The organism is Chryseobacterium sp. 22543 (assembly GCF_052044565.1).
Lineage (GTDB): Bacteria > Bacteroidota > Bacteroidia > Flavobacteriales > Weeksellaceae > Chryseobacterium.
The window spans coordinates 674077-687841 of sequence record NZ_JBQENH010000001.1 but is presented as its reverse complement, the minus strand read 5'-3'; the positions used below and the strand labels follow the sequence as shown (position 1 = coordinate 687841).

Annotated in this window: 9 protein-coding genes and 1 tRNA gene; 6 read left to right on the top strand and 4 right to left on the bottom strand. The window is 35.5% G+C overall.

Going from position 1 to position 13765, the window contains the following annotated elements; genetic code table 11:
* The first annotated feature begins 1 nt into the window (after position 1).
* The 6 genes from ACTJIP_RS02970 to ACTJIP_RS02945 all read left to right on the top strand — a co-directional run bounded on the left by ACTJIP_RS02970 (position 2) and on the right by ACTJIP_RS02945 (position 8700).
* On the top strand, positions 2-1297 hold the full coding sequence (locus ACTJIP_RS02970; RefSeq protein ID WP_180564343.1) for a hypothetical protein: 1296 nt from the start codon (positions 2-4) through the stop codon (positions 1295-1297).
* Entirely contained in the window at positions 1297-1692 is a 396-nt protein-coding gene (locus ACTJIP_RS02965) for a hypothetical protein (RefSeq protein ID WP_440704099.1), read from the top strand. Before ACTJIP_RS02970 ends, ACTJIP_RS02965 begins: the two co-directional genes overlap by 1 nt.
* Before the next feature lie 436 nt (positions 1693-2128).
* Positions 2129-2371: a hypothetical protein gene (locus ACTJIP_RS02960; RefSeq protein ID WP_077418303.1), complete on the top strand. Its 243-nt coding sequence runs from the start codon at positions 2129-2131 to the stop codon at positions 2369-2371.
* Between the two features lie 23 nt (positions 2372-2394).
* On the top strand, positions 2395-3189 hold the full coding sequence (locus tag ACTJIP_RS02955) for a hypothetical protein (RefSeq protein ID WP_440704098.1): 795 nt from the start codon (positions 2395-2397) through the stop codon (positions 3187-3189).
* Between the two features lie 18 nt (positions 3190-3207).
* A complete protein-coding gene (locus tag ACTJIP_RS02950) occupies positions 3208-7440 on the top strand; it encodes a hypothetical protein (protein WP_440704097.1) in 4233 nt (1410 codons plus the stop codon).
* Between the two features lie 15 nt (positions 7441-7455).
* Positions 7456-8700 carry a hypothetical protein gene (locus ACTJIP_RS02945; protein WP_440704096.1) on the top strand — a complete coding sequence of 415 codons (1245 nt, stop codon included), beginning with the start codon at positions 7456-7458 and terminating at the stop codon, positions 8698-8700.
* An 88-nt stretch (positions 8701-8788) separates the two neighbouring features.
* Here ACTJIP_RS02945 and ACTJIP_RS02940 read toward each other — a convergent pair whose 3' ends face one another.
* From ACTJIP_RS02940 to ACTJIP_RS02925, 4 genes are all read right to left on the bottom strand, one after another.
* On the bottom strand, positions 8789-10135 hold the full coding sequence (locus ACTJIP_RS02940) for a DUF3472 domain-containing protein (RefSeq protein ID WP_440704095.1): 1347 nt from the start codon (positions 10133-10135) through the stop codon (positions 8789-8791).
* A gap of 221 nt (positions 10136-10356) precedes the next feature.
* Positions 10357-10429, bottom strand: a tRNA-Phe gene (locus tag ACTJIP_RS02935).
* A gap of 108 nt (positions 10430-10537) precedes the next feature.
* Complete coding sequence (locus tag ACTJIP_RS02930) at positions 10538-12379, bottom strand: lysophospholipid acyltransferase family protein (RefSeq protein ID WP_047387446.1); 1842 nt, start codon at positions 12377-12379, stop codon at positions 10538-10540.
* A gap of 22 nt (positions 12380-12401) precedes the next feature.
* Positions 12402-13640 carry an aspartate kinase gene (locus ACTJIP_RS02925; RefSeq protein ID WP_180564338.1) on the bottom strand — a complete coding sequence of 413 codons (1239 nt, stop codon included), beginning with the start codon at positions 13638-13640 and terminating at the stop codon, positions 12402-12404.
* Positions 13641-13765 lie beyond the last annotated feature (125 nt).

Sequence of the window (13765 nt, the reverse complement as noted above, 5' to 3'; positions counted from 1 at the left end):
TATGGCGGGCGAAGGTGGAAATATCGTAAGAAATGTCTTTGGAAAGTCCTACAAGGAAGCAGAACATATTATGAAAGATGCTTCCAAGGGGACATTGGATTTTAAATCCCCTCAGGAAAACACCTTTTATGGGAAAAAAGGAGGAAAGAAATTTGATGAATATCAGGCGAAAAGTGAAACTCAGTCATTACTTGTAAAGGCTGTGAAATGTTATGAAGATATAGAATGTACAAAAGAAGTTAAGATTATAAAAAAAGAAGTTAAATATTACTTTAAAGCAATACAGTATAGCAGAACTCCTACGAAATCAGAATTGAAAGGTCTTAAGTGGGCTATCCAGTATGATGATACCCCTTTAGCTAATGCTTCTCAGGTAACAGGTGAGGAGAAGATATCCTATATTGTTCCTAAGGATAGGAAAATATCCAAATTAAGAGTGTATGCTTTCTTTAAAGCACCAGATGAAAAGGTAAGAGCAGAAGTTTCATTCAAAATTTTGGATCCAATCATTATTTATATTTGTGGATATTGGAATAAAAAAATGCCTTATGCTGGAAGTGAATGGGGAGAACAATATTGGGGTATTGGGCTTAAAAGCAGCGCTAAGAAGTATTTTAGATCCACAAAAGAATATTTTATTAACGGAGCCGGCACAAAATTTTCATCGGGAGGAGATCGGTATAAACAAGGTAAATCGTTTGCAGAAGCCAGGCTTAAAAATCAGGCATCAAAATTTTATCAGGAATTATTCAAAGAAGAACGTCGTATAATGGTGGTGTCACATAGTATGGGAGGAGCTTTTGCAGAAGGGGTTCTGAGTGTATTTAAAAACCAAAAGCTCAATATTGAAAAAGTTGTTCATCTGTCCCCGGCAGATACCTCAGGTTTTAGTGTTACATTTCCACAAATAACTTACCAGATAGATATTGACTGGGATCCTGTGCTTATGTATAAAAATGCTAATGATTCCTCTACAATAAGAGGTGTGAAATTCAGCGGTATTTCAAAGAATCCAAAAGGGGATGAATTCGGACATATGTATACAAAAGACGAAGCTTTTGTATGGGGATGGTTTGAAGATCTTGAGCTGATAGAGTTTCAATTTGTAAATCAGGAAAATAAAACATACACAACACCTGGTAGCGGAATGGGATATGGAGGAACATCTACTACAGTATTACAAAAGAATTTTAATGCCTTAAAAGTAAAAAGCCCAACACCTTTTTCAAGAGTATATAAAAATTCTAAATTTTACTTTTATGATGAAAAAACAAAAAAATATTATACAGAAAATTAATGAAGAAATATTTAATAATAGGAATTATTGCAGTACTGTGTCTGATCATTTACAGATATGGTTTTCTCATTGTATTTTGGCTTACAACACCTAAAGAAGGAACTTTAAGTTCATCTGAAAAAGTACTTTTAGAAAAAATAAAAATAGAAAATCATGCAAAAGAGGTATTAAGAGAACCTAAATATAATGTTGATCAACCTAAAGATACAACCGTTTATAAAATTATTGTAAATAAGGTTCCTTGTACCTCTGATACCTTATTTTATAGAAGTAATGCTTTTTCTATAAAGAGAAGATTAGATAGTATTCGCCTGCATCAAAATTATTATAAATATCAGATATTTTATGAGTGTCTGGATGGTAAAGAATATGTTTACTCTTTTATGAAAAAGTAACAGGTTGAATGGTCAAATAATATCGAAACAGATTGGACTAAAATAGATTTATTAACCTATAAGCACATATTCATTAGTGTGATTTTAAATAGTATAATGAAATTTATCTTTTCATACATTTTATTTCAGATAATTAGTAAGCAATGATAATTGATAAAAGATCTAAGATAGCTATCGGAATTATAATATTTCTTGAACTTCCTTTTTGGCAAGAGCATATATTATTTATTCCTTTTTAAGGTATGATTCGCTTAATGGAGATGGAAATCATGACGCGACACAATATGACACAGAATTTTTACAACAGTGATATATTCCCTTTTAATAGTTGTTTTTTTATCTTTTATAAGTATTGTGATTTTTAGAAAAAGAAAATAATGATAGTAATACAACTCAGGTTATATTGAAAATTAATGAAGAAATATTTTATTCCAAAATGAAGAAAAAAATAATAACTGCAGGAGGATTTATAGGAATATTATTCTCAACATGGGATTCAATAGTTGATCATACTGATTCAGCATCATTGAGTGACCATATGAAGATTGGATTTATTTTCCATTCGGTTTTTAGTTTGAAAACATTGATATATCTGTCGATTGGTGTGGCCTCCGGATGGATAATAAGTGTAATGATTAATAAAATCAGCGAGCTGCACCAGGAGTGGAACGACTTTTAAATAATAGACAATAACCAACCAATATGGTAGAAACAAGAGTAAAACCTTTTCAGAAATATGCCTTAGGAACCCATGATTATCACGTGGAGAATGCGCTTGAAATACAATTTGGAGAAGCAAAAGGGTTTTATTCATCTTTTAGAATTACACTGCAGGAGAAAGAGAATGAAGATCATACAAAATACTGGCTGATAGATAAGGTAGATGATTCCTCTTTTCCATCTGAAAATAAATTTATGGAAATCCTGTATATCCTGGAGCAGAGCTCTTATCCACTGGAAATAAAAGTGGATGAAAAAGGAAGCTTTCTAGGAGCTGCAGGCCATCAAAAAAATATAGAAAACTGGAAACTCAAAACGGCAGTGCTTCAGGAAAAATACCAGAATGCTGAGGTCTTCAGAAACCAATATCTGTCTGCGCTTGAAGATGAAGCTGTTTTTTATAAAAATAAACTGAAAGAACCCTTCTGGAATCTGCTGTTATTCGCCCCTTATTATGTAGATAACGGAGGAGAAAACCATGAGTCTATCATATGGAATATCAAAGGAATTGGTGATATAGAATGTCCCGGAGTCATCAATGCAGAACAGAGAGAATATGGTTTTAATGCCTTTTTTACTTCCGAAATCAAAGTTCCGGACACCATACAGGAAGAATTAGATAAGAAATACCTGTATTACGCGGGACAGTATCAGGTAAAATTAAGTATAGAAATGGAATACAACTCCCGTAAAAAACAGTATTCCAAAAAGAAAGCTGACTTTATATTGTCAGATGGAGAAAAAACAGTATACCGGGAAACGATCACAATGACTTAATCTTTATGAACAAATGACATGGCGGATAAAGGATACATCATTATAGAAGGAGCCACTGCGTACTGCAGCAGTTCTGTAACCAATAATTCCAATGGAACCGCTGTTCCGATGGAAGTGAAAAGCCAGAAAAAAAAATTAGGCAAAAACAAATACTTTGCACAGAATAAACCTGTAGCAACTTACCTTGATGATAAAGCCGACAGCTTCGGTGGTGGCAATGGATTTGGAAACTGTAAAGGTTCAGATGGGAAAACTTACCCATGCAAAGGCAAATGCAGTATCAAATATAAAGACTATTATGAAAACGTAGAATTCAACAAGAGTATGAAAATACTGTTGGATGCTTCTACCGGAAATTGCCCTGGATATGGCGTTCCCGGAACGATTGCTTTTGCAACTACCGGGCAGGCCAATAACGTTTCCCAGATTGAAGTCAAAGAAGCAGATGAATTTTCCGTAGCCAATACTTCACCACAATGGCCTTCATCTGCTGCGTCTGAAGCGAGCATTGCAGTGTCATCAATCTCAATGATAAGGCCGATACCGGAAGATAAGCCTGTCGGAAACTATTATTATATCAAAGGGATGAACGGACCGTTATTTCCCATTGCAAATCCTTTTGGCGGTGATAATCTGGATTTGAAAGCCCAATTTAAAGGTGATGAGAAAAAAATCATCTGGGCTCTTTTCAAAGGAGAAGGAACCAAAGATAAAGTAAAAACATTTATTGGATTGGGAAGCAATTTCAGCCAATCTATGAGTAAAATATTTGATGGTCTTGCAGAAGGGAAATACAGGCTCGAAGCTTATGGCAAAAAAGCTGGTGATGCTAAATGCTCTATTAATGTAGAGGTCGTTCAGGACTTTGTTAAGAAGATTGTCAGTCCAGGATCTTCAACCTTAATTAAAATCCCTTTGCCCGTATCTATTGAACGTAAACTCAGCAGTGCGACCGACCAGGCGAAAATACTGAACAGAGGTTTCTTTATGCCTGTGAATAGCGTTCAATGGACTGTAAAACAAGGAACGACAGTACTCTATAGCAGTTATTCAGAAGTCTCTTCTCCACACCTTGTGGATGTAACTGGGATTGGTGATCGTATATTTCTAACTTTTAAAAATGAAGGAAAATATACTGTAGAAGCATTTACAGATCCCACAGATCCAAAACCCCAGTCTATAGAAGTTAAAATAGAAAACAGCCTCGGGGTAATGGGAGTGAAAGGAGAACCGGGTTTAGTAAGATTCAGTGATACTATCAAAGTTCAGGCCTCTAAGTTCAACGTTAATTATATACCTTCCGGGACATCTGTATATTGGTATCTTAAAAAAGAAGGAATTGGAAGAGTGGCCTTATTTGAAAATTCACCTTCCTTCAGGACTAGTGTCATCAGTAAAAGAGTTGCTGAATTGCTTTATAATGATGCAAAGCTGGCCAGTAATCAGTATTTCGGAAAATATGTGCTGGAAGCTTATGCCAGCCCGGTTGGAGAAGGAAAACAACCCGGATTTTCAGGATCAGACTGTTTTAATTTTGAGGTGATTCAAAATGTAATTGATAAATTCACCGTTCCCGCCACGAATATTCCGAAAGGAACCAAGATAAAATATACAGCAACAGCAAGAATTGCTACACTGGCTGGAAATGAGGCCATAAAAATAGAAGTACCGGATAAAGTCACCAATAACGGAGACGGAACCATTACATTCAATGATCTCGGAGAATATACGATTTCCGCTTATTTAACAGGAGATTATACGGATGGCAAGAAAATAGAAGCTAAAGTAAAAGTTTCGGAACCAACCGTAAAAAGAGCACTTTGGGCATATGGAACCGGAGTAAAACGTACCGAAACAGGGTTTGGAGAAGAAGCCTATGGATTTCTTGAAATTGATGGTCTTCAGAACCAGGCTTTAAAAGTAAAAGTCTGGGTAAAAGGAGAAGGCGATGATTTCTATAAAGAGAAAGACAAATATATGCTGGAAGAAAAAACCGTCACCCTTAACAGTGAGGGCAAAGCGTCTTTTCTTATTACCATCAATGACGATTACAAGAAAAAATTGCTGGCAGCTATACCCAAAACAACAGAAAATCCCAACCCGTCTTACCGTCTGGTATTTACCGTAGAACTTCAGGCGAATTCATCTGCAGATATTGTGCTTCCAGGGAATATTACCATTCAGGGAACACGTCCTGTAGTGGTAGATGCCACTACAACTTATCTGGAAGTTCTGGATTTCAATGAAGAACTGGTGATGACTTCCGAACAGAAAATTGTCTCCATTATGTTCTCCACAGAAAATGGTAAAGATATCCAGCGGGAGCAGACTTTCTATGGTAAAACCCATAAACTTTGGGTGCACACCGTCAATATGACTGAAGAAGTTCTGAAAATTGACGTTTTGAAAGAAATTCCTAAAGAAGGGTTAAACGAAAAAGACCATATAACCTATACCCACGAAAGCAAACAAAGCTACAACGAAGAAAAGACAGGAAAAGACGGCTTGCTCGAAGTTTCTTTCACGGCAAAAGAAGAATGGAAAAATCCACCAAAGAATTTTGATTATTATATAGCACAGGTTTCCCGGCAAGTGCAAGATCCTGCAGATCCTAAAAAAAAGGTATGGAAAATAGAAAAAAGCCAGTTTACGATTAATAATACACTTCCTGCCGATCTGGTTAGAACGGAAGATATGGAAAAGCTGGGAATCAAAGCTTATAAAAAAGACGGAACTCCTTTTACAAAAGAAGAAATGCTGGAGTTAAGGAAACAGTATATTTTTTATGAAAGCGGTTGTCTGAAGGTTTCTCAGAAAGAAACACCTGAGGCTATTGATAATGATGTGATGCCTGTGGTGGTGGAGATGGCGGAGGTGAAGAAAGAAGGAGAAAATGGCTGTCCACGATGTAAAGCTGAAATTACAGTTGATATTCTCAAAAGAGTATATAAAAATGCTGAGAATGACGATTTACAAGAGTTAGCGTTAACTTTAAATAAATACAGAAATATTTTCGAATTAAATACTTGCGCAAGAAAAGCTCATTTTTTCGCACAGTCATTACAAGAAGCAGGAACGAGTTTAAAAGGAGGTCTCCATGGTGAAAGTTTGGATTATGCAGCCGAAGATCTACCAAAACATTTTAAAAATTTTAGAGCAAATCCTGAACTGGGTAAGCAAAGCCCACCTAATGATCTGGCGTATGAATATGGTAGAAGTTCAAAAAACGGATATAAATCTAATGAAAAGAAAATTGCAGAAATAGCATATGGAGGAAGACTTGGAAATGAATCTGTTGATGATACCTGGAATTTTAGAGGTAGAGGATTGTTACAAATAACAGGAAAGGGTAATTACAAAGAAATTCAGAAAAAAATAGATGAAAAAGCTAAAGACTCTGGAGTGATGATTTCTGACGGAGTAGATAGGGACTATACCCCTAAGGAAGCAGCAATAACTGGGATGGCAGATTGGTATAAGGACTCTATGTATTTGAAAGCGGATGATACAGGCAAATTATCGGATGATGTTGTAGTTGATTCTGTAGTTGATATCTTGAATAAACTTACACCTTCAAGACTACACAGAAAAATTTGGTATCGTGGAGGTAAGCTAGATAAATGGGAAGTTAAAGCAGGTGATTCTATGAAAGCGGTATTTAGAGTTGTAGAATGTGGTAAAGGGACAGGATTGAACTTGGTGGGAAATGCTCCATGGTTTCAAGCTGCATGGAAAGAATATGAAAAATATAAAGGATTAAGAGAAATTGATAGCCCTTTAAAAGAAAAAATCACAGAATACTTTGATGTCTCTTCTGCTGCTGGATTAGGTTACGATTATACAAATCCGTGGTGTGGTGCATTTTTAGCTTGGTGTTTTGATCAGACTCAGGATTATCAAAGGATTAATACTCCTAAAAGTGCAGCTGCCTTTGGCTGGAAGGGAAGTACATGGGAAAATGGAGAAGATTGTAATGCTTTTGTTGGAGCTTTAATAGTTTTTGATTATTCACATGTGGCATTAATTGCTGGTGAAAATTTAGATGGTACAAGATATGTATATTTGGGAGGAAATCAAGGGAATGGAGAAAAAACAGCAGGACATCAAAAAATAATACTTGGTTCTGTTGATAAAGAGAGTAAATCGATCGTTGCTATTACCAAACCTAAAAAATATACAATATCTGAAAAAGATAAAGAATTTCCAAAGTATGATGTTAGTGCTGAAAATTCTAAAGAAAGTTCCAGATAATAAAATATAATTTCTATGAATATAAAAAGTAAAATTAGATTAACAATATATTCCTTATTAATAATGAGCAGTTTTGGCTGCCAAGAAAAAAAGCAAAGTTTAGGCAATCGTCAAAAACCAATAAGTATGAATGATGATACTATAATACAAAAGGTTCTAAAGAAACAGTTGCAGGAAGGTGCAGGTAAATCAATTGATGAGGCGGGAGCTGAATTAGCTAAAATTCAGTTTGGGATAGAAGAGCTTGAAGCATCTGCTGAAACTGCAAAAAAAATATTATTATCTAATGGTTTTAAAGAATTATCTGATAACGAATTTAGTAATAAAATTAAAAATATTTTTGGAAGAATAGTAGACCCTAATTCAGGTAATCCGTTTTTATATGTAAATTATTTTGATAGATGTGATAGAAACTTTGTTACCTATAGTAATAATAGCGTAGATTATGAAGGTGGGTATATTGATAAACAAAGAAAACTTTTCACTGACTTTTATTATCTCCCCGAAATTCTTGATTATCAAAAAGAATATCCCACATTGAATAATATTGAGTCTAGCAAAATTATTAGGAAATCAAGTTCACAAGTAGACGTTGAAATTCCACATTGGAAAGATGTTGCAAATTTAAAAGAACAAAGAAAAGTAAATATCCAAAGAATCATTGCCAGAAATATGTACTTGTTCAATGATAACAAAACATATATCATTTGGTTGGTAACTCATGATAAAAACTTTATAAAGTTACTGGTTAAAAATTTTGGTTATGACAGTGAGCCTAAGTTTAATGAAATGCTTATCAATGAATATATTCAATCGAAGGATATGTATAAAATTGGGGAGCTTGTTTTTGCTAAAAATTGTGATAAAGAATTAGAGGTGAGAAATGGAATATTACAGAATATAGCTGCTGTTTATCAAAAAAGTTCAAATCCTCACGATCTGTTTGGTTTAATGGAGTTTTCTTCTAAGTTATTAGAAACTGAAGAATATAATAATTATTCGGAAAAAGAAAAAATTAAAATGATAGCTTATCTGGCTAACACGTATGATTTTTTGTTCAAAAAAAACCATAGGCATCAGGATGGTTGGGATCCTAGATGGAATATTTTAGGCGCTTATTTTGAAGATGACTCCAGAAGTAAAATTAAGTGGACTCAGCTAAAAGAAGAAATGCAGAAAAATAATTACTATAACCTGTCAAATTTAAAAGAAATAATAAGTTACGCAGAGGGATTTGATAGTGTAGGTGCTCCAGACTAAAGCATCTCATCCACGGAACGAAGTTGGAAAAATATAATAAAAAGCCAGTTCTTATAAAGTAACTGGCTTTTATTTTTAAGTTATAATTTTAAGGAAGAGTTGAAAAATTGATATTGGGAGCTTGCGTAGGTGCAGTAACAGAAAACTGTGAGCCGGGAGCAACCGTTTTATTAAAAAATCCTCCGTTTTGTAAAAAGAATGCATTACCGCTTGTTCCTCCCATTGCATCTATTCTTTGTTTTGCGTTATAGGTATTATCCACACTAAACTTTGCTCCGGAAACAGCGATCCAACTGCCGTTTGAAGTTCTTACCCATTGATTTTTGAATTCTGCTTTTCTGCCCTGATATCCATTTTCGGGATTGAAATTTTCAACGAAACTATAGAAGCTTTTAAGATAAGTACTGGTTTGAGGTCGCTTCCAGCTGGCGATCAGTTTCCATGTTGTCGTATCAGGTGATAAGAACCAGGCTGTAAAATCTGTTTTTCCGGTTCCGTCCGGTTCGCCTTTTAATAAGAATTTATAAGTTTGTCCTGCACTCCAGTTATACTTATAATAACTTTGTCCGCCAGAGCCCTCATTCCCGAATTCTCCAACTGTTACTCCGGTGCCTGCTCTGTTGAGGAGGATTTTATGATCAGGAGGAATATTATTAGGATCATCAGTATCAAATGGGCTCCATACAGAGAATAAAATTCTTCTTTCTGTGGCAGAATTCACCTGCATTCCAAAATAGCCTGCACTAAAGCCATTAGCCATAAAATAAGAACCAATCTTATCTTCTCCGGCAGGAACAGTTACTTCGTTATAATAATAGCTCACATTGTCTGTGGTGGGAACTGCATAATTCAGATGACATGAAGGTCCTCTGCGCGCCCAATAATAATAGGAAGGGTCATTGCTGTAAATATTGGTTCCTGTAGAGGCTGCGCCGCTGAAGATAACATCCGTAACATCTGCAAAGTATCCACCGGTTTTAGAAACACCCTGAAGATCGACTTTTACATAGCCGGGAGTAGAAACGGTAAACTCTCCAACAGTATAATCTGTATAAGCCGATCCTGTTAAAGTAATATTTTTGGATGTACTGCCTACTGTTACTTTTACAACACTTGTGCCCGAAGGAACGGAGGCTTTTAAAGCGATGTTTAATGTTCCTGTATTGCTTACTCTGAAATAGGTGCTGATAACAGTAGCGGAGTTGGTCCAGTTACCTAAATTAGTAGAGGTGATCACCTCACTGGCTCCCGAAGGTTTTACCGTAAAAAAAGAATTCCCGGCAACGGGTACATTGAAGGACGATGCGTTCTTTAAAGTTGAGACATTTTTTTGTGCAGCAGCAGTGTCCTCTGTTATCATCGGTGTTTCTGCACAGGATTGAAAAACAAGCAGAGCGACACCCAGAAAAGTATCTGCAAATAATTTTATTCTCATAATAGTATTTGTAATTTGGTTTACAATACTAAATTAAGTTTTACCGATCAAATAAAAAATTAATTCCCATCTTTTTGATTAATTTTATTTTTTCAACAGATTTTATCTAGAAGTGCATTAAGATTAAGTATTCGTTTTTCAATATTCCGGAAGAAACTACTGGGAGGAAAGGGAGGTATATAAAAACAAAAAAACCTCTAAACTGAATTAGAGGTTTTAAGTGGTTTCTCCAGGAATCGAACCAGGGACACATGGATTTTCAATCCATTGCTCTACCAACTGAGCTAAGAAACCATTTATGTTTTTGTTTATTACTTCGTTGTTTTAAAGTGATGCAAAAGTAGTAAGTTTTAGTATACAAAGCAAGTATTCATCGTACTTTTTTTGAATAAAGTTAAAAACTTACTGATTATCAGCCGGATTATTTTCCTGCTCCTTTCTGATCTGCTCACTCATCTCTTCCAATACCGGTTTGATCGTGTTTTCCGGAAGATCACTGATTCGGATATACATCAATCCGTCTATCGCATCATTGAAGTTAGGATCTACATTGAAAGCGATTACTTTTGCGTTTTGTTTGATGTATTTCTTGATCAGAACAGGGAGTCTCAATTCAGGCTCAAGATCATCAATGATTTTGTCCAGCTTATTAAGATCAGATTCCATTTCCTCAAAGAAAATGTTTTTATCCCTGTCACGAAGCTTTACCTTATATTCATTCCTTGGAGTGATATACTGAGCTACTGCGGAATCAAAATAATTGGAACGCATAAATTCGATCATCAATGATTTTGAGAACTCCGAGAACTTGTTGGAAATACTCACACCACCCATAAGGAATTTATGGTCAGGATTTCTCAGGCACACATGCACAATCCCTCTCCATAAAAGAAAAAGAGGTAGTGGTTTCTGCTGATATTCCTGGCAGATATAGGCACGGCCCATTTCGATCACCTTTTTAAAGAAAGGGTGAATATCCTGCTCAAACTCAAATAAAGAGCTTGTATAGAAGCCTTTGATACCATATTTCTTCATAACCTCTCTACCCAGTGCCATTCTGTAAGCACCAGCCAGTTTTTTCTCCCCGTTGTCCCAAAGGAACAGGTGATGGTAATGTTTATCATATTCATCAAGGTCAAACGGAAGATTACTGCCTTCACCTACTGCACGGAAAGTAAGCTCTCTCTGACGTCCGATTTCCCTCATAATAGAAGGTATTTCCTCGTAAGTGGTAAAGTAAATTTCGTAATTCCCGTTACTGAACAGCATTTTGTCTGTTCCTCTCAATTTATCAACATCTTTAATGATGTCTTCCAGAGGCGTTTCATCAATAATATTCTGAACAATGTTTTCTTCCTTCAATAAAGGAAACTTCACCGATAAGTTCTGAAGATTGATGCTTTGAGCAAGGGATTTTCTCTTTTCGTAGTAAGATTTCATCATATAAACCTTACGTTTCAGAAACTCTCCCAATTCCTCAATTGTTTCCATATCGTCCATCGCCTTTACAGTAATAGGACGCCCGATTCTGATTCTGATAGGTTTTTCTCTATCATTCATCATTTCTGAAGGAAGCATCAAAGTCTGCAAATTCGGATGAAGCTTAGCCACCTGATAAAAAAGACGGCTGTTCTTGGCATGAAAATACATAGGAACTACCGGCACTTTAGCCATTCTGATAAGCTTAAGTGCCGTTTTTTCCCATTCCTTATCTAAAATTTCTCCGTAAGGATTGTTCTTGTTAGAAACTTCACCTGCCGGAAAAATACCTACGCAGCCTCCGTTTTGTAAATGCTTGAGTGTTTCACGCATTCCTGAAGAACTGCTGTAAGCTTCTTTTCTGTTTTCAAAAGGGTTTACAGCGATTACATACGGTTCCATAGGTTTGATCTTTTCCAAAAGGAAATTTCCCATCACCTTGAAATCCGGACGAACCTCTGATAAGACCTTGCACATCAGAATCCCGTCAATAGCACCCAGCGGGTGGTTGGAAACCAGAATAAACGGTCCCGTTTTCGGAATCTTTGCCAGATCTTCTTCAAAAGCTACATAGCTTAAGTTTCTTTCTCTTACAAATGAGTCGAAAAAGTCTTTGCCTTCCTTATCTTTTAGTTTGTCGTATAATTTATTTACTTCGTTTATTTTAGCAATGCTCATCACAGCAGATGCTACCGGGTTCTTGAGGAACCCAAGTTTACTTAAGCCGGAAGCTTTGATCAGATCGTTTTTCGAAATTAAACTCATGTGTGTTTAGTCGCAATTAATATTATTGTGTTACCATTTGAAGAGTATTCTTGGAAATTTGTTCCAATAATACATTTTTTTCATGGTAAAATTTATCAATGTGATCCATCTTCGCATTTCTTACTGTGAATAAAGATACATTTTTAATTGCTTCGGTTTTAAAAATTTTTTGAAGCTCCTGGTTGAGCTCATCTATATGATTAAATTTGTCTTCAAGGCACAATGCCAGGGAGATAGCAGAATTCTGCATCAGGGAAACCTTGATCTTATATTTAGATAAATATCCAAAAATTAAGCTCATATGGTCTTCTGCAATAAAAGAAAAATCTCTTGTAGAAATCTTCAGAAGATCCTGGTTTTCTTTTAAAATATAAGATTCTTCCTGTTGGTTTTTTTCAGAAGCACCTACTTTTGTTCCTCCTTTGGTAGGATCTACGAAAGACTTTACATAAAAAGGGATACTTTTTTGCTGTAACGGCTGTAATGTTTTTGGGTGAATAACACTTGCTCCGTAATAAGCCATTTCAATCGCTTCTTCATAAGAGATATTGGAAAGAAGAGAAACATCATCGAACTTTCTTGGATCTCCGGTCATTACTCCCGGTACATCTTTCCAGATTGTCATCGCTTCAGCATTTAAGCAATAAGCAAAAATAGCAGCAGAGTAGTCTGAACCTTCTCTTCCTAAAGTCACCGTAAAATTGTTTTCGTCAGAACCAATGAATCCCTGGGTAACATAGCAGATCTCAGGATTCAGATTGGAAATAAATTCCTCAGTTCTCACCCAGTCTACCGTACCTTCTCTGTATGAATTATCCGTTTTTACATAATCTCTGGCATCCAGCCATTGATTGGTAAATTGGATTTCATTCAGGTATTCGCTCAGGATTTTGGTAGAAATCATTTCTCCACAGCTTACCACCTGATCATAAACAAAGTTGTAGTTGGGAGATTTATTTCTTCTTAAAAAAGAATCAATATCATCAAAAAAGAGATTGATTTCTGCAAAAACGGCATGATTTTCAGGAAAAAGGCCTTCCGCAATCTCAATGTGTTTTCGTTTTATCTTTTCAATCTCAGTTTGATAGTTATCCTTTTTGAAATAAAGTTCAACAACTTTTTCCAACTCGTTTGTCGTTTTGCCCATTGCTGAAATCACCAGCAAGCATTTGGCAAATCCCTGGCTTTGTAGAACCATAGACACGTTTTTCACACTTTCGGCATCTTTTACAGATGCTCCACCAAACTTAAAAATTTTCATTAAATTATTAAAAATAAAATTGTTAGATAAAAAATTACATGAGTTTTTTACGGACGTCAAAATTATAAATTTACAACGAGATATGAAATAGCCTGAAAGGGAGATAGAATTAAGATTTCCTTAAA